This is a genomic window from Nocardioides astragali (assembly GCF_024436375.1).
In the GTDB taxonomy this organism is placed as follows: Bacteria; Actinomycetota; Actinomycetes; order Propionibacteriales; family Nocardioidaceae; genus Nocardioides; species Nocardioides astragali.
Window position 1 is genome coordinate 96,819 of sequence record NZ_JAFMZM010000003.1, and the last position, 22,561, is coordinate 119,379.

The window sequence follows — 22,561 nt, forward strand, 5'->3', positions numbered from 1 at the left end:
TCCTCGTGGCTCGCGCGGCTCATCGGCCGGCTCCGGTCACTCGCAGGGCGGTGGTGCCCGACGAGCGTGCGACGGTCGCCGATCCGGCGTACGTCACGCTGATGCGGTAGCTGCCCGGGGCGAGCGAGCGGAGGGCCAACCTCGCCCGGCCGTCCGTCAGCGTGAGGGTGCGCGTCAGGACGACGCGTCCGTCCCGGCGGACCTTGACCCAGACCTTGCCCTCGGCGGCGACGGCCGCGGACACCTTGGCGGTAACGGTTGCCCGCCGTGAGGTCGCCTTGCGCGGACGGACGCTCGCCTTGGTGGTCGAGCGCGCCTTGTCGACGACCACCGTCACGGTGTCCTGGGAGGCCGCGTTCGCGGCGTCACCGGCGTAGCTGACGGACAGGGTGTGGGTTCCCACGCCGAGCTTGGCTGCGGGCACCGCGAGCACAGCCCGGCCGTCGACCAGTGTCGCGGTGGCCAGGGCGTCTGCCCCGTCCACGAGAGTGACCGTTCCCGTCGGCTGCGAGCCCTGCCCGCTGACGCTCACGTTGAACCGGACCGGGCTGCCCAGCCGGACCGGGTCCTGCGCCGGCACGGCCGCGGTCACCGTCGGCGCCAGCTGAGTGCCGGCCGCCGGGACGTTCAGCGTTCCGGGCTGCTCGACTCGGCCGAGGCGATCGACCGCCCGGTGGTCCACGGTGGTCGCTGCCGCACCCAGCCGCACGGGGTCGGCGTACGTCGTCCACGCACCGCCTGCGAGGCGGTACTCGACCCGCTCCACACCGGCACCCGCGTCCGCGGCGGTCAGCGTGACCGTGCGGGTGGCGGCGTCGAACGCGGCCTGGCTGACCGGCGCCGAGGCGTCGACGGCGACCGTGAGCGGCCTGACCTCCCCGACGTTGCCCGCCGCGTCGACGGCGCGGACGCGGACCGTGTGGACGCCGTCACCGGCGACGGTCACCTCACCGTTGTCGCCGGCGATGCTGGCCCAGGGGCCGTCGTCGACCGACACCTCGATGCGCTTGACGGCGCGGTCGTCGGACGCGGTCACCCGGACGGTGGCCGGCTCGGCGTACCAGCCGTTGACGTCCTGCCCGAGCACCTCGAGGTCACCGACCACGGGTGCCACGGCGTCGGCGGTCCGCATCCGGATGAAGGTGACCGACGACGCGGGGAACTCGTAGACGAACGACTCGGAGATGCCCTCGACCTCGCGGGTCCGCGGCTTGATGAGGTCCGGGTTCGTCTTGGTGTTGGTGCTGGTCGGCGAGGGGGCGCTCAGGGTGGTCACGGTCGCCGTCGGCTCGATGCCGGCGTCGGCGACCTCGATCCGGGTGCGGGCCGGGCTCGTGGAGGTGTTGACGACCTTCGCCACGATGTCGCCGCTCGCCTCGTCACGGGTCACGACCTGGAACACCTTGGCCGGCGGCGCCGGCTGGTCGTACTCCATCTGCAGCACGCCGTCGAGGTAGAGCTCGATGTGGGTGCCGTCGACGACCACCTTGATCCGGTACTTCTGCCCGGTCGTCAGGCTGTGGCCCTCCAGGGCCTTGACCTCGCCGGCGTTGCCGCCGGTGGCGCGCTGGAGCACCGACCGGCTGTTGCCCCAGCCGCCGAGGTTCCACCAGTAGAAGTTGTTGGACCCGGTGGCGCCGAAGCCGACGAGGAATCCTTCGGCACCCGCGAGCTTGGTGGCGTCGAGCTCGAGCGTGTAGTTGCTCCAGTCCTTGGCGTAGGCGCCGGTCACGATGCTGCGGGCGTCGTTGACGGAGGTCGACGACTGGACGTAGCTGCCGCCCGTCGCCGCCCACGAGCCGCTCTGCGGCGACCACTGCGAGGCGTCGGCGAACCCGTCGGAGAACAGCACCTGGTTGGTGTCGTTGGACGTCACCGTGACGTTGTCGTACGCCGCGGACGTGGACCAGGTCGAGAGGAAGACGCCGCCGGTGATGTCCTCGGCCGAGCTGACGGCTCCGTCGAAGGTGCTGGGGACGACCTCGTCACCGACGTTGTTGCCGAAGAGCTTCTGGACCTCCCAGTTGGGCGTCTCCCACGACTCGTCGTTGTCGAACCAGATCGCGTCGGGGTTCCACTGCACGTGGGACTCGTTGGACAGCAGCGGAGCGTAGGACGCGAGGCGGACCACGTCCGCGTTGCGCTGCAGGCCCGTCATGTACGACGCCTCAGCCAGCGCGTTGTACATCGTGTTGCCGCGCGAGGCGTACTCGCCCAGGAACACCTTGGGGTCGTCACGGTCGTAGGAGTCGTAGCGGTGGTGGTTCTCGAGGAACCACTGCGGGTCGCGGTAGTAGTGCTCGTCGACCAGGTCGACGTCCTGGGCGCGGTTGAAGTCCCAGAGGGTGTCGAAGCGGGCGCCCGAGGAGTCGGGGCCTGAGTTGGAGATGATCTGGATGTCGGGGTACTTCGCCGCGATCGCGTCGCGGAACTCCGGGAAGTTCTGCTCGAAGGTCGTGGTGTTCTCCTCGTTGCCGAGGCCGATCATCTCCAGGCCGAACGGCTCGGGGTGGCCCAGGGCAGCCCGCTTGGCGCCCCACTCCGTGTCCGTGCCGCCGTTGGCGAACTCGATCAGGTCGACCGTGTCGTCGACCCAGCGGTCGATCATCGCCGGGTCGTGCATCTCGGGGATGCCGGCGCCACCACACCCGTTGGCGCCGACGGAGACGACCGGAAGGGGCTCGGCGTCGAGGTCCTCTGCGAGCTCGAAGTACTCGAGGTAGCCGATGCCGTAGGACTGGTTGTAGCCCCAGAAGTTCCAGTTTGTCGGGCGCTCCTCGACCGGGCCGATGGTCTCCTTCCACTGGTAGGTGCGGCGACGGTCGGTGAAGCCGCTCTCCTCATAGGTGCGGAAGGTGCCGACGTTGGTGACGCAGCCGCCCGGGAACCGGAGGAACGTCGGGTCCATCGCGGCGATCTTCTCGGCGAGGTCCTTGCGCAGGACGGACTTGCCGTTGACCGGGCCCACCCAGCGGTCTGCGGGCATCAGAGAGATCATGTCCAGCCGGATGACGGACGGAGCCCCGGCCAGGACGGCGAGGCGGCCGGCGTCGGAGGTGACCGACGGGTTCAGGGTGAAGGGGTACTTCTTCCATGTGTCGGAGCCGTCGAGGGCGACGGTCGCCGACGCGAGGGTGGCGTCACCGGCCGCGTTCTCGAGCCGGACGGTGAGCTGCTGGGCGGTGGTGCTGCGGGCCCAGACGTAGCCCTCGTAGGCAGCCCCAGCCTTCACCGCGAACCCGTTGTTGTAGCCGATGTTGCGGATGCCGTCGCCCGCAGCGCCGGCCTCGAGGCGCAGGTGGTTGCGGTTCATGGCGTTGAGCCGGTTGTCGTCGTTGACCACGGCCGTGGTGGTGCCCAACGCGCTGCGGTCGAGCCGCTGCCAGGCGGTCATGCCGTTGAACGAGCCGTTGTCGGAGCTGTTGAACTCGAACGAGCGGTTGCGCACCAGCTCGGCGTACAGACCGCCGTCGGCGGCGTAGTTGATGTCCTCGTAGAAGATGCCGAACATCGTGTCGCTGATGGACGCGCCCGTCGCGTCGCCGTCGATGCTCAGCGTGGACATCCCATCGTCCACCTCCGAGAGGAGGAACCGCACGCCGTCCTCCTCGGAGCCACTCACGAGCGCACCGTCGTCGCCGAGCGCGACGTACGACGTCTCGTCGCGCAGCACCACTGTGCCGCCGCCGGCGTCGGTCAGCCTGAAGGTCGTGGGGTCGTCGCCGGCCCCACCCAGGACCAATGCGCCGTCGCGGAGCACGAGCGGGGCGTCGTCGGTCGAGAGCGCGAGCCGGCCTTCACCGAGGTCGGTGGCACGCAGGCGCAGGCTGGCGGTCGGCTGCTCCGAGGTCAGGCGCAGGGCACCGTCCGCCACCACGAGGTAGGGGGTGTCTCCCTTCGCCTGCAGGATGAAGGGGCCATCCGGCGTGACGTCGGCGCCGGCTGCGTGCTCGATGGTGAACGAGTCGAACGCCGCCGGGAGCACGGTGCCGTCCTGTGCGGCCAGGGAGTAGAGGCCCACCTGGGTCGTGTCGAAGGCGACCTCGGTGGTGGCGGCGGTCGCCCAGTCGCTGCCGGTCCAGTAGCTGGTCGTGATGGTGTCGCCCATCCTCTGGAGGCGGAGGCGCTCTCCGGTGGACGCCGGGCGGTCCGCGAAGCCCTCGGCCGCGAAGGTCGCGTTGGTCTCCACGTCCGTCTCGACCGCGATGCCCGATGGCGAGAGGTTGGTGCCGACGAAGGTCAGGCCCGACCGGACGTAGTTGTCCATGTCCTGCCACGCGATCAGGCCGGCACCCTGGAAGGTCTTGGCCACCGCGGCGGACACCTCGGCGGTCGCGGTGAAGTCGCCCGAGGGGACGTCGAGCACGACGACGTTCTTCGCCGTGTTGACGGTCTGCCAGGTGTCCCCCGGCTGCCCGGCGATCCGCAGCTCGCCGTCGGAGACCGACAGGTTCCCCGGGTCCGGATTCACGACCTGCCACCGCTCGTCGAGCGAAGAACCGTCGAACGTGTCGGTCCAGCTGACGTCGTCGACGGCGGCGGACGCCGGGCTGGTCAGGCCCGTCGTCGCGGCCAGTCCGGCGGCAAGCACGGCGACCGCGCAGAGGGCGGCGGACGTGCGGCGGGGCATCAACATGTCTGTCCTCAGGGAGTCGGGGGCACGCGGTGTGACGGGCACCACAGGACGGATTGTTAGCGTTAACACCACGAACGTCAAGAACCGTCTCATTCCTATGTGAACGCTCAACCGGTCGAATGGCCGAGTTCTTGTCTGAACGTTGACGAACGGGTGTGGCGGGGGTCACACTCCCTCTGTTAGCGCTCACATAGATGGGACCCCCTGATGCGTCTGCCCCTCTCCCTCCCCTTCCCGCGACGGCGCGCCGCCGCCTGGAGCACCACCGTCGCCCTCGTCGCCGGACTGCTGCTGGCACTGCCCCAGGCGGCCGCGGCCGCCGAGGACGTCACCGACGGCCTGGTCCTGCGCTACGACCTGACCCAGGCCTCCGGAACGGTCGTGACGGACACGTCCGGGAACGGCAAGGACGGCACCCTGACCGGTGGCGGCACCTGGACGGGAGCCACCGGGCTGGCTCTCGACGGGGTCGACGACCACGTGAAGCTGCCCAACAACATCCTGGCCGGGTTGTCGTCGATCACGGTGTCGGTCGACGTCTACATCGACGCCTCCCAGAGCGGCAACTACTTCATCTTCGGCCTTGGCAACCCGGCAACGCCGTCCGGGACGGGCTCCGGCTACCTCATGGCGACGGGCAACACCTTCCGGGCGAGTATCACCAACCAGTGGTACAACAACGAACGCAACACGGCGCCGTCGCCGGGGCGCGCACTGGCGCGCGGCGTGTGGAAGACCGTCACCTACACGCAGACCGGCACCACCGGCACGCTGTACGAGGACGGCGTGCAGGTCGGCCAGAACACCGCCGTCACCGTGCTGCCCAACGCGATCGGCGGCGGCACCACGACCAACAACGTTCTCGGCGAGTCGAACTACGCCGTCGACAACACCCTCAAGGGCAAGGTCAGGAACTTCCGCATCTACAACCGGGCCCTGACGCCCATCGAGGTCTCCGCGATCTCGCTGACCGACGAGAACCGGCTCTCCTCCGACACCGCCGCGCTCAGCCTCGGCGACCTGTCGGCCGTCACCAGCAACCTCACCCTGCCGACCACCGGCTCGTTCGGCTCGACCATCTCGTGGGCCTCCAGCGACTCCGCGGTGATCAGCACCAGCGGCGTGGTCACCCGCCCGGGAGCCCTCGAGGAGCCCGCGAATGTCACTCTCACCGCGACTCTGACGCGCGGCTCCGGCACCGCGACCAAGACCTTCGAGGCCACCGTCCTGCCCGAGGAGGACGACCAGGCCAAGGCCGCCGACGCTGCGGCTGCCCTCTCCCTGGTCCACCCCGACGACGTACGCGGGCACCTGACGCTGCCCGACTCCGGCAGGCATGGCGCGACGGTCACGTGGGCCTCCTCCGCCTCCGGGATCGTCGCCGACGACGGCATCGTGAACCGGCCGGCCCACGGCACCGGGGACGCCATCGTGACGCTCACGGCGACCGTGAAGGTCGGCTCCGGGACGGCCACCCGCGACTTCGAGCTCGTCGTCCGCGAGCTGCCGGAAGCGGCCCCCTACACGGGCTACGCCTTCAGCTACTTCACCGGCAACTCCATCGCCGGCGAGAAGATCTACTTCGCCGCCAGCCGCGGCAACAACGCGCTGGAGTGGGACGAGCTCAACGACGGCAAGCCGTTGCTCGAGTCGACGATGGGCGAGATGGGCCTGCGCGACCCGTTCCTCATCCGCTCCCCCGAGGGTGATCGGTTCTACCTGATCGCCACCGACCTCTCCATCGGCCGCAACGGCGACTGGGACCGCTCGCAGCGCACCGGAAGCAAGTACCTCGAGGTCTGGGAGTCCACCGACCTGAAGACCTGGTCCGCGCAGCGGCACGTGAAGGTCTCCCCCGACACCGCGGGCAACACGTGGGCGCCGGAGGCCTACTGGGACGAGTCGCTCCAGCAGTACGTCGTGTTCTGGGCCTCCAAGCTGTACGCCGAGAACGACACCACCCACATCGGCAACAGCTACAACCGGATGCTCTACGCCACGACCCGCGACTTCGTGACCTTCAGCGAGGCGAAGATCTGGCAGGACCGCGGCGAGTCGCGCATCGACTCCACCGTGATCAAGGAGAACGGCACCTACTACCGCTTCACCAAGGACGAGGGCGGCGGCGGCACCGGCTGCTCCGACATCATCCAGGAGAAGTCCTCCTCGCTGACCGCGGTCGACCTCCCGGGCAACCCGTCCTGGACCTTCATGGACGCCTGCATCGGCCGTGACGCCGGCACGTCCGCCGTCGAGGGACCGACGGTCTTCAAGCGCAACCCGGGCGACACCTCGGGCGGCCAGTACTACCTCTTCGTCGACGAGTACGGCGGGCGCGGCTACATCCCGCTGACGACCAACGACCTCGACAACCCCAACTGGCAGGTGCCCGCGGCCTACAACCTGCCCGCCAGCCCGCGACACGGCACGGTCATCCCCGTGACCCAGGCAGAGCTCGACGAGCTCCGCGAGGGGATCGTCATCCCCGAGCCGCCCACGCCGGTCGTGGCCGACGAGAACGGCCTGGTCGCCCACTACGAGCTCGACGCGACGTCCGGCACCACCGCCGTCGACAGCACGGGCCACGGCTATGACGGGACCGTCAGCGGGGACACGTCCTGGGCCGACGGCGGGCTCACGCTCGGCGGCACCAACGGCCACGTGAAGCTGCCCGACAACATGATGACCGGCCTCGAGGCGATCACCGTCTCGACCGAGGTGTGGGTCGACGCGAGCCAGCCGACGCCGTACTTCATCTGGGGCATGGGCAACACCGACGGCGGCGGCACCGGCAACGGCTACCTCTTCACCACCGGCAACGCCTACCGGTCCTCCATCGCCACCGGCAACTGGACCACGGAGCAGACCGCCACCTCAGGGGCCAACCTGGCCCGCGACGCCTGGAAGACGCTGACCTACACCCTGTCGCCCGACAACGTCGCCACCCTCTACCTCGACGGCGTGAAGGTCGGCGAGAAGACCGGCGTGACCATCGATCCCGGCGACATCGGCGACGGCCGCACCACGGCCAACTACATCGGCCGCTCGGTCTACACGGGCGACAAGTACCTCAAGGGCAAGGTGCGCGACTTCAGGATCTACAACCGGGCACTCTCGGCCGCCGAGGTCCGCGAGATGGGTGCGGACTCGAGCGCCGTCCTCGGCGTGGAGCTCGACAGCCTGAAGGTGCCGGCCATCATCGACGCCGCCACGTCGACGGTCACCCTCCCCGTGGAGCCCGGCACCGACCTCACGACGCTCGACCCGGCGTACGACGTGGTGTCGAGCTCCAGCGTCGACGCCGACGGGCCCGCCGACTACACCTCGCCGCGCACAGTGACGGTGACCACGGAAGCCGGCGCCGACCGCGCCTGGACGGTGCGGGCGGTCGAGATGAAGTCGCCGCTCCTGCCCGGGTTCTACGCCGACCCCAACATCGCGGAGTTCGACGGCACCTACTACATCTACGCCACGACAGACGGGTTCCCCGGATGGGGCGGCAAGGAGTTCTACGTCTGGAAGTCCACCGACCTCGTCGACTGGGAGCGCTCGGCCGAGCCGTTCCTGACCCTCGACGGGATGAACGGCAACGTGCCGTGGGCTACGGGCAACGCGTGGGCGCCGACGATCATCGAGCGGGACGGGAAGTACTACTTCTACTTCTCCGGTCACAACGCCGCGCTCAACCGCAAGACGATCGGTGTCGCCGTGGCCGACAGCCCCGAAGGGCCGTTCACGGCCCAGCCGGCGGCGATGATCCTCAACAACGAGACCGTGACCTCGGGCCAGGCGATCGACCCGGCGGCGTTCAAGGACCCGCAGACCGGCAAGCACTACCTCTACTGGGGCAACGGCAAGCCGCTGTACGCCGAGCTGAGCAACGACATGCTCTCCATCAAGGCGGACACGATCAAGGCGATCACCGGCCTGACCGACTTCCGCGAGGGCACGTTCCTCAACTACCGCAGCGGGCTCTACCACCTGACGTACGCCATCGACGACACCGGTTCTCCCAACTACCGGGTCGGCTACGCCACCTCCACCAGCCCGACCGGGCCGTGGACCTACCGCGGCGTCATCCTGGAGAAGGACACCTCACAGGGGATCCTCGGCACCGGGCACAGCTCGATCATCCAGGTCCCCGGAACCGACGAGTGGTACATCGCCTACCACCGCTTCGGCATGCCCGGTGGTGACGGGACGCACCGGGAGACCACCATCGACCGGTTGACCTTCGGGGCCGACGGCCTCATGCAGAAGGTCGTCCCGACCCTGGAGTCGATCGAGCCGCTCGGCTTCGAGGGCTCGGTCCCGACGGCCGCGGTGTCCGACGCCGGATCCGCCGACTGGTACGGCGCCGACGCCACCCTGACCTTGACCGCGGACGACACGGTAGAGACCGTGCAGTACCGGCTCGGGGCCGGGGAGTGGACGGCGTACACCGCGCCGGTCGCGCTGCCGGCCGGGTCGTACGACATCACCTACCGCGCCAGGGGCACCAACCTGCAGTGGAGCGAGGACCGTGTCCTCCCCGTCAAGGTGGACACCACCGTGCCGACAGTGTCGGGCGCAGAGGCCCAGCGCACGGTGACCCTGACGGCGAGCGACACCGGCTCCGGTGTCGCCGTGCTCGAGTACCGCATCGACGGCGGCGGCTGGCTCGCCTACACCGCCCCCTTCCAGGTCGACGGCGCGCAGCACGACATCGCGTTCCGGGCCACCGACGTCGCAGGCAACCAGTCCCTCCCCGGCTCCCTGCACGTGGATGCAGTTCCCGCCGCCCCGGGCCCGTCGCCGGTGGCCACCGCCGCACCGCAGGTCAGCGGCAAGGCCGTCGTCGGCGGGACCCTCAGCGCCACCACCGGCAGCTGGGACCAGGCCGGGCTCACCTTCACCTACCAGTGGCTGCGTGACGGGGTCCCCGTCGCCGGCGCGACGCAGGCACAGCTCCTGCTGGGCGCGGCAGACGCGGGTCACCGCATGTCGGTCCAGGTCACGGCGAGCCGGGCCGGCGTGGCACCGGGCACGGCGCGGTCCGCGGCCACCTCCCCGGTGGCCAAGGCGGCCGGACGTGTCCGTCTGGGGATCGCCGACCGCACCCCGGAGGCGGGCTCGAAGACCCGCATCACGATCCGCGTGAGCGCCACCCCCTCGACCGTCGAGGTAGGCGGACGGGTCAAGGTCCTGGTGGACGGCAAGGTGGTCCGCAGGTTGAGGCTGACCGACGGCAAGGCCACCCTGGCCCTGGCGTTCGCGAGAGGCGCGCACAAGGTCAAGGCGTTGTACCTCGGCTCGGCGACGGTCACCGCGACCGACGCCGAGCGTCAGGTGCGCGCCCACCGCTGAGCTGCGAACGCCCCGGACGGCCGGCCCCCCTCCTTCGGCCGCCCGGGGCGAACGCGTCGACCAGAGAGTGATTGCCCATGACACACCACGTGACTGACATCCGCCACGATCTGGGCGGCAACATCCACAACCGATGCGGTGTCCACATCGGGATCAGCTCCACGCACGGCGTCTGCCCTGTGCACGGCCTTCCGGTCTACCGCGAGGCGCGTGGGATCGACTGGTTCACCGACGAAGCAGGCGTGCGAGAGCTGCGGAACGGTTCGTCGTCCGAGCGCGCATCTCTGCTGGAGTCCGCTGTCGGCCGCTGAGCTGCGAACGCCCCGGGCGGCGGCCCCCATCCTTCGGCCGCCCGGGGCGTTCGCGCGCCGGCATGTCAGTCGCGGTACGACCCGAGGTGCCGCAGCGTCAGCTTGTCGAGCCGGGCGGAGCCGCCCTCGGCGAAGAGCTCGACTCCGTCGCTGTCCGGGTCCGGGAAGATCAAGTCCGTGATGACGGCCTCGCCGGCACCTCCGAACACCTCGACCGAGGACCAGTCGAGCAGGATCTTGATCCGGACCTTCCCGTCACGAGCCTTCAGCGGCGCCCGGTGGATTCCGGCGAAGCCGCCGCTGAAGTCGTCGACTCCCGACCGGGTCCGATCGACGTAGAGTTCCTCGGTCAGGGCGTCGTAGCCGATCACGGTCTCCTGGCCGGGCCCGGTGGCGACCTTGAGGCCGAACCGCTCCGCCGCAGCGATGGAGAAGGTGGCATCGATCTCCAGTGCCTTCCCGTTGCCCCGCCCTCCGGCGAGCACCGCGGAGCCCTCGGGGATCGTGCGCTTGTTGACCGTGAGGGCGTCCCCCTGACGGAGGGACCGGAGCGAGGTGACCGGCTCCTGGGTGAGCCGCACCTCGCCGTCGATGGTCTTCAGTGCCAGCTCGCGCGGGGCCGTCATCGCTCCGCGCCACGGGGAGGTCGGCGTGCTCCCGGTGTACTGCCAGTTGTTCATCCAGCCGATGGTGAACCGCTCGCCCGTGGGCACGTTGTCCCAGGTGATCCCGGCGTAGTTGTCCTTGCCGAAGTCGACCCAGTCGGCGCGCTCGGCCACCGACAGCGCCGGCTCGTCGGAGAAGCTGAACTGGTCGGCCAGGAGATGCCCCCAGCCGCCGCTGTTGGCGTCGATGAGCCTCACCTGTGCCTGCTGGCCCTGGTAGCGGCGGAGGTCGAAGGAGGCCCAGTCCAGTCGCTCGCTGGCGGGACCCGTCTCGCTCTGCACGATCTCGCCGTCCACCACGAGGTTCACCGTCGTCTCGACCGACGCGGGTTGCGCCGGTGCGTCCGAGAGCATGACCGAGTCGAGGTTGAGGTGTCCCCAGCCGCCGGTGTTCTGGTCGACGACCTCGAGCCGCGCGGTGCGCCCGCGCAGCTCGGAGACGTCCCAGGCCGACCAGGTCAGCCGCTCCGCGTCCTTGCCGGTCGCGGTGCGGACCACCTCTCCGTCCACGAGCAGGTTCACCGCGGTGGGGTCGGCCTCCGACATGGGGTGGCGACCGCCGCCGATGAGGAAGTTGACGTAGTCGGCAGTGATCTCGAACTCGGGTGAGGTCAAGGTGCCGACCGACCGGTCGTGGTCGAGGAAGGTGTTGACGAGCCCGTTCCCCTCGAACCCGGTGACCGGCTGCTGGTCGCCGATGGTGCCCGTCGAGGGCGCCGTGCCGAAGGCGTCGCCCGTGGTCGTCCAGCCCTCCCCGTAGCTCCCGCCCTCGAAGTCAGCGAGCATCGTGGCTGCGACCGGGGCCGGCGGGTCGAGGACCTCGCCCGGGTTGCGCGAGTGATTGCCTCCACCGACGAGGAAGTTGAGGAAGTCGGCCTGCACGGTGAACTCCGGGGAGGTCAGGGTGCCGGTGCTGCCGTCGAAGCCGTGGAAGCTGTTGGCCAGCCGGTCTCCCTGGTAGTTGCTCACGCCGCCCTGGTCGGTGCCCACGGCCGCGCCGGGGGCAGGCCCGGGCCCGAAGGCCGTACCCGTCGCCGTCCAGTCGCCGAAGGACTCGCTCTCGAAGTCCTCGAGGACCGACAGCTCAGCAGGAGGCTCGTAGGAGCCGTCGTCGTCCGGCGTGAACGTCGTGCCGTCGAACTGCCCGACGAAGTACTGCGTGCCGGAGCCGCCGTAGAGGTGACCGGGATTGAGGCTGACGAGGAGCACCCACTTCCGCTTCCCGCTCCCGTCGACGGGCAGCTGAAACAGGTCGGGGCACTCCCACACGCCCGCGACGGCGCCCTGGGGTCCGAAGTCGCTCAGGTGCTCCCAGGACTTGAGGTCCCGGGAGGAGTAGAACGCGACCCTGCGCTCGGTGGCCTTCACGACCGTCATCAGCCAGCGCTGCGTCGGCGCATGCCACTGCACCTTCGGGTCACGGAACTCGCTGTTGTCGATGTCGAGGACCGGGTTGCCGTCGTACTTCGTCCAGGTCCGCCCGCGGTCGAGGCTGTAGGCCAGCGACTGGTTCTGGTCTGCCGGCCCGGCCTTCGGGTGGCTCGTGTAGACCGCCACCATCGGCGGGTTGGCCAAGGTGCCGAACCCGGTCGTGTTCTGGTGGTCCACGACCACCGAGCCCGAGAAGATCATCTCGTCGTCGTCGTGGGAGATGGCCAGGGGCAGCTCGTTCCAGTGCACCAGGTCCGTGCTCACGGCGTGCCCCCAGGACATGTCGCCCCAGGAGCTGCCGTTGGGGTTGTGCTGGAAGAAGAGGTGGTACTCGCCCTTGTGGTGGACGAGACCATTGGGGTCGTTCATCCAGTGCCTGGCCGGGGTGAAGTGGAACTGCGGGCGATAGGGCTCCGCGAAGGTCGGCGCTCCGGCACTCGAGGCGGACCCAGGAGAGCCGGAGGAGCCGGCGGATGCCGGGATGGCGTACGCCGACAGGGCGGTGCCGGCTGCCAACGCGCCGGCTGCCAGCGTGACGGGGAGATGACGTTTCATGATTCCTCCAGGGCGCGGGGGACGCCGGGGTGGGGGTGGGAGTCGACCTGCCGCAGCGAGGCTCGACAACGTTGTCAAGCACTTCCTAGAGGTGACGCACGTCACGCGTCAACCGCCAAACGCTTGCCAAAATGTTCGGCGCGCTGGAGGCCGGACGGGGCGATGAAAAAACGATTGGGCGAATGTCTTGACAGAAGTGACCCCAGTCACACACACTCGATCCCGTTAGATTGCCAAAACGATTGGGCACACAATGGCGAAGCGGAGTTCGATCAAGGACGTGGCGTCCCGCGCCGGCGTCTCCGTGACCACGGTGTCGCACGTCCTCAACGACGTCCCGGGCAAGCGCATCAGCGACGACACCCGGTCCCGCGTCCGCCAGGCCGCCGATGAGCTGAGCTATCGGCCCAACAGCATGGCGCGCAGCCTGCGGCTCCAGCGCTCCCACATCCTGGCGATGGTCAGCGACCAGATCGCCACCACTCCCCACGCCGGACAGATCATCCTCGGGGCGCAGGAGGCCGCGTCCAAGCGCGGCTGGCTGCTGATGCTCGTCAACAGCGGGGGCGACCGCGAGACCGAGCGCGCGGAGATCCTGGCGCTCCAGCAGCGGCAGGTCGACGGGTTCCTCTACGCCACGATGTACCACCAGGTCGTCGACGTCCCGGCCGAGCTCGGCGACTCCGCCGTCACGCTGCTCGACGCCCGGTGCGACGACCGCCGCATCCCCTCCGTCGCACCCGACGAGGTCCAGGGTGGGCAGGTCGCCACCCAGCTGCTCCTCGACCAGGGCCACCGGCGCATCGGACTGATCAACAACGCCGACGACATCCCGGCGACCGAGGGCCGCCTCACCGGCTACCTCAGTGCGCTCCGCGAGGCAGGCATCGAGCCCGACGACGACCTCGTCGAGCGCGGGCGCAGCGAGGCGTCGGGCGGGTACGCCGCCGGACTCGCCCTGCTCGACCGCGATCCCCGCCCCACGGCGATCTTCTGCTTCAACGACCGCATGGCGATGGGCCTCTACCAGGCCGCCGCCGAGCGTGGCCTCCGGATCCCGGAGGACCTGTCCGTCGTCGGCTTCGACAACCAGGAGCTGATCGCCGACGGACTGCGCCCAGGGCTCACGACCGTGGCCCTGCCGCACTACGAGATGGGAGCTTGGGCGGTGGAGACCCTCATCCGCCGCCTCGAGGATCCCGACACCCCGTCGGAGCAGGTCCTGCTCCGATGTCCCGTCGTCGAACGGGGCTCGGTCAGCCCGCCCGCAGCGAGCCCCGGCGCTTGAACGGCGTACTCCGCTCGACAGCTCCACAGCCAGCACTTCCAGCCCGGTAGCCCCCGGGCCGGGCCGTTGCGCCCGCAACCGCCCGAATCATCCTGAGAGGAACACCCATGTCCCACCGACCCACGTCCCGGTCCCGCCGCGTCGCCATGACCACGGCGCTGGCCGCCGGGCTCGCCCTCACGGCCTGCTCCGCCGAGAGCGACGGCAGTGGCGCCACCACGAAGGACGGTGTCACGACCCTCAGCCTCTGGACCCACAACGGCGGCAACGAGGCGGAGCTCGCCATCAACGAGCGCGTGGTCGAGGAGTTCAACGCCAGCCACGACGACATCAAGGTCGAGATCGAGTCGTTCCCCCAGGACGCCTACAACGACGCCGTCACCGCGGCCGCCGCGGCCGACAAGCTGCCCTGCGTCCTCGACATCGACGCGCCCAACGTGCCCAACTGGGCGTGGGCGGGCTACCTCGAGCCCCTCGGCCTCTCCGACGACCTCTTCGACGGTCAGCTGGAGAGCACCCTCGGCGTCGTCGACGACGAGATCTACTCCTTCGGCCACTACGACGTGGCCCTCAACCTGGTCACCCGGCGCTCGACCCTCGAGAAGTACGACATCCGGGTGCCCGACATGGACCAGCCCTGGACGGCCCAGGAGTTCGACGAGGCGCTGGCCAAGATCAAGGCGGGCGGCGAGTTCACCTATCCCTTCGACCTCGGCACCGCCGGGGGTGGCGAGTGGATCCCCTACGCCTACTCCCCCATCCTGCAGAGCTTCGGCGGCGACCTCATCGACCGCGACTCCTACACCACGGCCGAGGGCGTCCTCAACGGTCCGGAGGCCCTGGAGTGGGCCAACTGGAACACCGACCTCGTCGAGAAGGGGTACGTCGCCAGGAAGTCCGGCGCCGACTCCACGCTCGACTTCGTCAACGGGAAGACCGCGATCGTGTGGTCGGGCAGCTGGGCCGCCGTGCCCGTCAAGGAGAAGTACGGCGACGACGCCCTCTTCCTCCCCCCGGTGGACTTCGGCAACGGCCCGAAGATCGGCGGCGGGTCGTGGCAGTGGGGCCTGAGCTCGGACTGCCCGGCGGTCGAGGCCGCGCGCGAGTACCTCGAGTTCTCCGCCAAGACGGAGTACTACGTCGACTACGCCACGGAGCTCAGCCTCATCCCCGCCACGGAGGAAGCCGCCGCGCAGGTCCCCGACTTCGCACCCGGCGGCACGTTCCGTGACTTCTACGACTACGCCACCGAGTACGCCGTCCTCCGACCCGTGACGCCGGCCTACCCGTTCATCTCCTCGACCTTCCAGAAAGCCTACGCCGACATCCTGTCCGGCGGCGACCCGCAGGAGGTCCTTGACAAGGCGGTCAGCGACATCGACGCCAACATCCAGCAGAACGGCGACTACGAGTTCTGACCACCTTCCGTGTGCCGGCCACCTCGGCCGGCACCCGGGCAAGGGAGCGACCCATGCCTGACATCAAGCCCGACACCATGACCGAGACCGGCCGAGCGCCGGGCGTCACCTCTGCACCACGAGGCGCCGACCACGCGAACGCGCGCCCCGGCGTCGCGAAAGCACCACGTCAGCGGCGTCATCGTGGCCACACGGGCGAGGCCCTGCTGGCCCTGGCGATGACCACCCCTGCCGTCGTGCTCCTGCTCGTCTTCTTCGTCGTCCCGGTGGCGCTGATGTTCGGCCTCGCCTTCACCAACGCGCGGCTGATCTCGCCGCGACCGGCGGAGTTCACCGGCACCGAGAACTTCACCATGCTCTTCGGCGACTCGCTGTTCTGGGCCTCGTTGCGCAACACGGCCTACTTCGCCGTCGTCGTCGTCCCGGTCCAGGCGGGCCTGGCCCTGGTGCTCGCCATGCTGGTCAACGCGAAGGTCCGGGGCCGCAACTTCTTCCGGACGGTCTACTTCATCCCGGTCGTCACCTCGATGGTCGTGGTGTCGCTGCTCTGGCGCTTCATCTACGAGCCGGACGGGTTGCTCAACCAGCTGATCAGCACGGTGTCCTTCGGGGCCTGGGAAGGCACCGACTGGCTCAACAACCCCAGCACCGCGATGCCGGCCATCATGATCATGTCGATCTGGCAGGCGGTCGGCTTCCACATGGTGATCTGGCTCGCCGGCCTCCAGACCATCCCGGGCGACCTCTACGAGGCCGCCGCGCTGGACGGCGCCTCGGGCTGGAGGCTCTTCCGCAACGTGACCTGGCCGAGCCTCCTGCAGACGCGGACCTTCGTCCTGATCACCATCACCATCGCGGCGTTCAGTCTCTTCACGCAGATCAGCGTGATGACCCAGGGCGGACCCCTCGACAGCACCACCACGGTGGTCTTCATGGCGGTGCGCACCGGCTACGAGCAGCACGCCACCGGGTATGCCGCAGCGGTCTCGCTCGTCTTCTTCGTCATCGTGCTGACCATCTCCCTGGTGCAGCGCTTCCTCACCCGAGAGAGGGCCTGACCCATGGCCGTCATGACCCCGACCACCCTGCCCCTCGGGCGGACGCTGTCCCTGCAGGCCGTGCGCGTCCTGCTGCTGCTGGTCTTCGCCTTCCCGATCGTGTTCATGTTCGTGTCGTCCTTCAAGCCGGACGCCCAGATCTTCGCCGACCTCACCTCCTGGCGCGCCTTCGTTCCGGTGGGCGACATCTCCCTCGACAACTACCGTGGCGTCTTCGACCGGGTCCCGGCCGGCCGGATGCTGATGAACTCGATCGGCGTCTCGACGATCACGGTGGTCCTCGGCATCTTCGTGAACTCCCTCGCGGCCTTCGCGCTCTCCCGGATGCGGTGGCGCGGACAACGGGTGATCCTGACCGGCATCATCGCCACCCTGATCGTGCCGTTCGAGACCTTCGCGCTGCCGCTGGTGTGGTGGATCAACAAGCTGCCGTGGTTGGAGATGCAGGGGTTCCGGCTGGTGCTGACCGAGGGCTGGCTCGACACCTACCAGGTGCAGGTGCTGCCCTTCGTCGCCAATGCCTTCTCGATCTTCCTCTTCTACCAGTACTTCTCGAGCATCCCGAGGGAGCTCGACGAGGCGGCCCGTGTCGACGGCGCGAGCTGGTTCGGGATCTACCGGCGGATCGTGATGCCGCTGTCCGGTCCGGCCGTCGCCACGGTGGCGATCCTGACTTTCCTGCCGGCGTGGAACTCCTACCTCTGGCCCCTCATGGTGGTGCAGAGCGAGGAGTACCGGCCGGTCATGGTGGGCATCCAGTACTTCTTCCAGCTCAACGTGGCGTGGGGCCAGGTGATGGCCTACGCCTCGATGATCACGGTCCCCGTCCTCGCCCTGTTCCTCGCCTTCCAGCGCGCCTTCATCGGCAGCATCGCGTCTGCCGGGGTCAAGGGCTGAACCCCGCGCCACCGTCCTTCACGTCCCGTCCCGACCAGACCCGCCAGGAGATCTTCTTGTCCGGCGAGCCCATGCGGCCCACCTTCCACTTCACGCCCGCCCGCAACTGGATGAACGACCCCAACGGGCTCGTCTGGTACGACGGCGAGTACCACCTGTTCTTCCAGTACAACCCGCTGGGCAGCGCCTGGGGCAACATGTCCTGGGGGCACGCCGTCAGCCGCGACCTCACCACGTGGGAGGAGCTCCCGGTCGCACTCGAGCACACGCCCACCGAGGCCGTCTTCTCAGGCAGCGTGGTGGTCGACCGGGCCAACACGTCCGGCCTCGGCAGCGACGGCACTCCGGCGATGGTGGCCGTCTACACCAGCCACGACCTGATCACCGGACACCAGGGGCAGTCGGTCGCGTGGAGCACCGACAAGGGCCGGACCTGGACCCGCCACCCGAAGAACCCGGTGCTCGAGATCGGCTCCACCGACTTCAGGGACCCGAAGGTGTCGTGGTACGCCGAGGGTGGCTACTGGGTGATGGCAGTCGCGCTCTCGACCGAGCGCGTCGTACGCCTCTACCGCTCCGACGACCTGGTCGCCTGGACGCACCTGAGCGACTTCGGGCCGGCCGGGTCCGTCGAGGGCATCTGGGAGTGCCCGGACCTCTTCCCGCTCGCGGTCGACGGCGACCCCACCCACACGCGCTGGATGCTGGTCGTGAGCGTCCAGGTCGGCGGGCCGGCCGGGGGATCGGGCACGCAGTACTTCGTCGGCGACTTCGACGGCACCACCTTCACCGCCGATCCGGTCCCCGGCGCCGATCCGGGCGGGGCGTCGTGGGTCGACTTCGGCGCCGACTACTACGCGGCGGTCTCCTTCAACGACGAGCCCCACGGCCGGCGGCTCGTGCTCGCCTGGATGAGCAACTGGGACTACGGCCGGGAGGTGCCCACGCGCCCCTACCGCGGCGCGATGTCGGCGGCGCGCTCGTACGAGCTGCGCACCCGTCGCGACCAGCTCGTCCTGGCGCAGGCGCCGGTGGTCGAGGGCCTTGCGGCGCAGGCCCAGCGGAATACGTCGACGGAAGTGGTCGACGGAGTGCATGCGTTGCCGGACAGCTGGCGCGGCAGCAGCGCCGTGCTCACGGTCGAGCTGGACCCCGGCACGGCCTCGCGATGCGGGCTCCACGTGCGCGTGGGCGACGGCGAACGCACCGTGGTCGGCTACGACACCGCCGAGCGCACGCTGTACGTCGATCGGACCCTCTCCGGCGACACCGGCTTCCACCCCGACTTCCGCGCCGTCCACAGCGCTCCTCTCGACCTCGACGAGGGAGACCGCCTGGCGCTGGAGATCCACATCGACACGACCTCGGTCGAGGTCTACGCCGACGGCGGGCGCGTCGTGATCACCGACCTGGTGTTCCCCTCCCCCACCAGCGACCGGATCGCTGTCTTCGCCGAGGGTGGCGCCGCCCACCTGCACAGCCTGACCAGGACTCCCGTCACCCGCGGGTGACGACCAGGAGAGGGGCCACCGCGCCGGGCCTACTCGACAGGGTCCAGCGTCAGCTGGCTGATCGACGGCATCGGGAGCTCGACGTCGATCTTGACCGCGCCGGAGCCGTCGGCGGTGACGACCCGCTCCGGCTCGAGCTGCGCAAGCTGGTCGGCCGCCCGCAAGGTCTCCCACTGTTCGTCGGTCGGCCAGGCCTGGCCGGGCTCGCGCAGTCGAGCCCACGCCGAGGCGACGTTCGCGTGATCCTCGTCCACCCGGTCGTGGCGCAGCGTGTACGACGACCCGGGCACGAGGCCGTGCACCTCGACCTCGACATCGCGACCGAGAGCCGCCGACCCGGCCGCCTTGCTCTGGTCGAGGGTGAGGTTCCACAGCACGACCGAGACCTCACCCGTCTCGGTCGACGCCGCGACGGCCTCGACGAGCGAGTCGCCGCCGTCTCCAGTGGCCGACACCGCGAGCCGGTGCGGTCCGAGCCGCTCCATCATGGCCAGCGCCCACCAGCGGGGCTTGCGCAGCTCGCCGACGGTGCGCAGGCCGAAGCCGCCGTGCAGCAGCTCCGGCGGTCGCCCGAGCTCCTCGAAGTGGTCGGAGACCACCCAGTAGGCCAGCGAGTCGATCCGGCCCATGGCCGACTTCATGCCGCGGAGCAGGAAGGCGCCCGAGAACACGGCATCGCTGACCTCGTTGAAGTGGGTCGGCGTCACGCCCCACTCCGTCCACCAGATCGGCGTGCCAGACCGACCGTAGCGAGCGAGCATCGGCCGGAAGTCCAGTGGCGGAGCACCGTAGGTGTGCGTCGAGATGAAGTCGACCGGAGCACCTGACTTCTCCGCGTGGGCCAGCAGCTCCTCCACCCACCCGGCTGCTGCGGACGAGGGCCCACCGACGACGAGGCGCGAGTCGACGTCGCGTACGGCGGCCGCGGTGACGTCGTACAGCTTGAGGTAGTCCTCGGGCTCTCCGGACCAGAAGACCTCCAGGTTGGCCTCGTTCCAGACCTCGAAGGACCACTGCTCGACGACCTCCTGGCCGTAGCGCTCGACGAGGTGGGCGGTGAGCTCGCGGACCAGGTCGAACCAGCGTTGCCAGTCCTTGGGCGGCGAGATGATCGCGTCGTAGCCGAAGACAGTCTTGCTCGGGTCGGTGGCCAGGTCGTGGGGCATGAACGAGATCTCCACGACGGGGTAGAGCCCGAGCGATCGGACGTGGTCGTAGACCCGGTCGATCCCGGTGAAGTCGTGCACGGGCCGGCCGTCCACCTCGCGGTAGACCGCCAGGTCGTCGCACAGGATCCCGTGGGCCCGCACGTGGGTCACGCCCAGCTCGGCGTGCGCCGCGGACAGCGCCGCGGTGAGCTCTTCGCCGACCACCCGGCCGCCGCTGGTGTCGGTGGAGAGGGTGTGCGACAGGTGCTCGCTGCCGATCATCGGTCGCCACGGACGGTCCAGCTCGCCGACGACGTTCGACGCGTCGACCTCGACAGTGACGGGCCCCGTCGCCTCTGCGAGCGGCGTCGCCGACACCATCGAGGACGGTGTTCCTTCGACGTGCACGTCGGACAGCGAGGAGACGGCATACCACCGCTCGACCCCTGGTGAGCCGGTCGTGTCGACGTACGGCGGGTGCGGCACCGAGGTGACGTCGCGGCCCTGGTGGTCGAGAGGCTCCCAGGGTCCGTCGGCGGAGTCGGCGACGTGCACCTGGTAGCCGATCGCCCCCTTCACTGGTGACCAGGTCAGTGTCACCTGCGCGCCACCGGCGACGGCTCGCAGGCCACCCGGCGGCGGGAGCCGGGGGGCGGAGCCGCCGAAGGCGTGCCCGCTGCTCAGGCCGATCCGGCTCTCCCAGTCGGCGCGTGCATCGGCGCTCACTCAGTCCCCCTTGCTCGCGAAGATCTCTTCGCTCATCAGCGGGCGCAGCGTCGTCTCCATCGCGCCCCGGGACACGTAGGTGCGCATGTCGTCGCCGGCCAGCGCGTTGCCCAGGGCAGCCATCACCATCCCCTGGTCGAGCGAGAGGTAGCGCTTCGAGACCGTGCCGGTGCCCACGTCGACGGCATCGTAGAAGCCGCCGGGGCCGTAGGCGTCGAAGTCGTCCCGGATGTTCACGAGGTTCTCGAGAGCGGCGTCGCGGGCGTAGCGCAACGCCAGGAACGAGGCGTGCGGGGTGACGACGCCGTCGCCGTACGACGTCGGCGCGGGCGAGCCCTCACGACCCGGGCAGCCCTCGTAGGGCTGGTCGACGGACGTGCGCTGCTGGTCGGAGGTGTAGCCCGGCCCGTCCATGCCGAGCTGGTCGACGCCGTACTCGCGGTAGCCGCCGGCAGGGTTGTTGGACGGGGAGAATCCCCAGTAGCCGTAGTCGGCCTCCTGCATCCCGTGCTCGATCTGGCCGCGGACGTAGAGCGGGTGGTTGACGCCCCACGAGCGCGGGCCCCACGTCTCCTCGGGCACGAACAGCGGCACCATCAGCGCCTCGAACATGCTGCCGCCCCAGGTCGGCACGATCTGCATGCCGCGGTAGGGGAGCGCGCCCTCGAAGACGCGCACGCCCTGGTGCTCGGCCCAGGAGCCGACGGCCCTGGTCTCGGTCCAGGACCAGTCACAGTTGTCGTTGGGGAAGGTCCGGTAGGTGCCGAAGTAGTGGCGGGCGGGGATCTGCCCGGCGGTGATGCCGAGGTAGGACGCGATGCGGGGCTCGGTGTTGAAGGCGCCGTAGTGGTGGCCGGTGAACCAGACGTCGGCGCCTCCGCAGTAGGTGCCCTTGACCGCGGCCGCCTCCAGCGGGTCCTCGTCCCAGAAGCCGCCGCGGATCTGCCCGGCGGGCGCGTTCTCCAGGGGGTTGTAGAAGCAGCCGAAGTTCATGTCCTCGCGGATCCGGTCGGCCTTCCTGGCGAGGGAGGGCTCGGCGCGCGCGGCGAGCAGTAGACCGGTGGCCAGCCATCCGTTGTCGACCGAGGACAAGAACGGCTTGATCGGGTCGCCGGACTCGGGGAAGGTACGCAGCTTCTCACCGGTGACCGGGTCGTACCAGTTGTAGAACATGCCGCTGTCCTCGTGCCGCTCGAGGTCGCCGATCGAGCCGATGGTCTGTGCCATCCGCGCCCGCGCCTCACGCCGGCCGATCAGGCCGATGTCCCGGGCGGCGGCGGTGCTCCACAGATAGGCGCCGATGTTGGTGGGCGACGTGAAGCCGCTGCGAGTCGCGGGGTCGAGGTTGCCGGCGATGTTGTCGGCAGGCAGCCCGGTGGTGGGCACCGTCATCGCCTCGAAGGACCGCCAGGTGTCGGCGGCGTACCTCTCGAGCACGCGAGCGTCGGTGCTGTGCTGGCGCTCGATCGCCGCGGGTGCCGACGGTGCGGCAGCCGTGGTGGCGACCAGGGCAGTGGCGGCAGTGATGGCCGCGAGGACAGATGGTCGGCGTACGCGCATGAGGACTCCTC

The 22,561-nt window shown here is 69.6% G+C and carries 11 protein-coding genes; 7 read left to right on the forward strand and 4 right to left on the reverse strand.

Annotated elements, in window-relative coordinates; translation table 11 throughout:
• Positions 1-19: 19 nt before the first annotated feature.
• Positions 20-4,636, reverse strand: a complete 4,617-nt coding sequence (locus tag J3P44_RS09585) for an alpha-L-arabinofuranosidase family protein (protein WP_255890103.1) — start codon at positions 4,634-4,636, stop codon at positions 20-22.
• 207 nt (positions 4,637-4,843) lie between these two features.
• Here J3P44_RS09585 and J3P44_RS09590 point away from each other — a divergent pair, with 207 nt between their 5' ends.
• Together J3P44_RS09590 and J3P44_RS09595 are read left to right on the forward strand one after the other, a co-directional pair.
• Positions 4,844-9,982 carry a family 43 glycosylhydrolase gene (locus J3P44_RS09590; protein ID WP_255890104.1) on the forward strand — a complete coding sequence of 1,713 codons (5,139 nt, stop codon included), beginning with the start codon at positions 4,844-4,846 and terminating at the stop codon, positions 9,980-9,982.
• Between the two features lie 77 nt (positions 9,983-10,059).
• Positions 10,060-10,293: a hypothetical protein gene (locus J3P44_RS09595; protein ID WP_255890105.1), complete on the forward strand. Its 234-nt coding sequence runs from the start codon at positions 10,060-10,062 to the stop codon at positions 10,291-10,293.
• A 65-nt stretch (positions 10,294-10,358) separates the two neighbouring features.
• On the opposite strand, the gene J3P44_RS09600 is transcribed toward J3P44_RS09595, so the two are convergent.
• The gene (locus J3P44_RS09600; RefSeq protein WP_255890106.1) at positions 10,359-12,944 is read right to left on the reverse strand and encodes a GH32 C-terminal domain-containing protein; all 2,586 of its coding nucleotides are present in this window, start codon (positions 12,942-12,944) and stop codon (positions 10,359-10,361) included.
• Positions 12,945-13,197: 253 nt separating this feature from the next.
• Between J3P44_RS09600 and J3P44_RS09605 the strand changes: the two genes are divergently transcribed.
• From J3P44_RS09605 to J3P44_RS09625, 5 genes are all read left to right on the forward strand, one after another.
• Positions 13,198-14,232 carry a LacI family DNA-binding transcriptional regulator gene (locus J3P44_RS09605; RefSeq protein WP_255890107.1) on the forward strand — a complete coding sequence of 345 codons (1,035 nt, stop codon included), beginning with the start codon at positions 13,198-13,200 and terminating at the stop codon, positions 14,230-14,232.
• A 107-nt stretch (positions 14,233-14,339) separates the two neighbouring features.
• On the forward strand, positions 14,340-15,650 hold the full coding sequence (locus J3P44_RS09610) for an extracellular solute-binding protein (protein WP_255890108.1): 1,311 nt from the start codon (positions 14,340-14,342) through the stop codon (positions 15,648-15,650).
• Positions 15,651-15,703: 53 nt separating this feature from the next.
• Entirely contained in the window at positions 15,704-16,708 is a 1,005-nt protein-coding gene (locus tag J3P44_RS09615) for a carbohydrate ABC transporter permease (RefSeq protein WP_255890109.1), read from the forward strand.
• Between the two features lie 3 nt (positions 16,709-16,711).
• On the forward strand, positions 16,712-17,605 hold the full coding sequence (locus tag J3P44_RS09620; protein ID WP_255890110.1) for a carbohydrate ABC transporter permease: 894 nt from the start codon (positions 16,712-16,714) through the stop codon (positions 17,603-17,605).
• A gap of 56 nt (positions 17,606-17,661) precedes the next feature.
• Complete coding sequence (locus tag J3P44_RS09625) at positions 17,662-19,116, forward strand: glycoside hydrolase family 32 protein (RefSeq protein WP_255890111.1); 1,455 nt, start codon at positions 17,662-17,664, stop codon at positions 19,114-19,116.
• Between the two features lie 29 nt (positions 19,117-19,145).
• On the opposite strand, the gene J3P44_RS09630 is transcribed toward J3P44_RS09625, so the two are convergent.
• On the reverse strand, positions 19,146-20,990 hold the full coding sequence (locus J3P44_RS09630) for a GH39 family glycosyl hydrolase (protein ID WP_255890113.1): 1,845 nt from the start codon (positions 20,988-20,990) through the stop codon (positions 19,146-19,148).
• Complete coding sequence (locus J3P44_RS09635) at positions 20,991-22,550, reverse strand: glucoamylase family protein (protein ID WP_255890114.1); 1,560 nt, start codon at positions 22,548-22,550, stop codon at positions 20,991-20,993.
• Between the last annotated feature and the right edge of the window lie 11 nt (positions 22,551-22,561).

Excerpts from the sequence above, each read along its gene's own strand:
- J3P44_RS09620 (WP_255890110.1), top strand. The coding sequence starts at position 16,712 with ATGGCCGTCATGACCCCGACCACCCTGCCCCTCGGGCGGACGCTGTCC.
- J3P44_RS09590 (WP_255890104.1), top strand. The coding sequence starts at position 4,844 with ATGCGTCTGCCCCTCTCCCTCCCCTTCCCGCGACGGCGCGCCGCCGCC.
- J3P44_RS09600 (WP_255890106.1), bottom strand. The coding sequence starts at position 12,944 with ATGAAACGTCATCTCCCCGTCACGCTGGCAGCCGGCGCGTTGGCAGCC.
- J3P44_RS09635 (WP_255890114.1), bottom strand. The coding sequence starts at position 22,550 with ATGCGCGTACGCCGACCATCTGTCCTCGCGGCCATCACTGCCGCCACT.
- J3P44_RS09595 (WP_255890105.1), top strand. The coding sequence starts at position 10,060 with ATGACACACCACGTGACTGACATCCGCCACGATCTGGGCGGCAACATC.
- J3P44_RS09585 (WP_255890103.1), bottom strand. The coding sequence starts at position 4,636 with ATGTTGATGCCCCGCCGCACGTCCGCCGCCCTCTGCGCGGTCGCCGTG.
- J3P44_RS09615 (WP_255890109.1), top strand. The coding sequence starts at position 15,704 with ATGCCTGACATCAAGCCCGACACCATGACCGAGACCGGCCGAGCGCCG.
- J3P44_RS09605 (WP_255890107.1), top strand. The coding sequence starts at position 13,198 with ATGGCGAAGCGGAGTTCGATCAAGGACGTGGCGTCCCGCGCCGGCGTC.
- J3P44_RS09610 (WP_255890108.1), top strand. The coding sequence starts at position 14,340 with ATGTCCCACCGACCCACGTCCCGGTCCCGCCGCGTCGCCATGACCACG.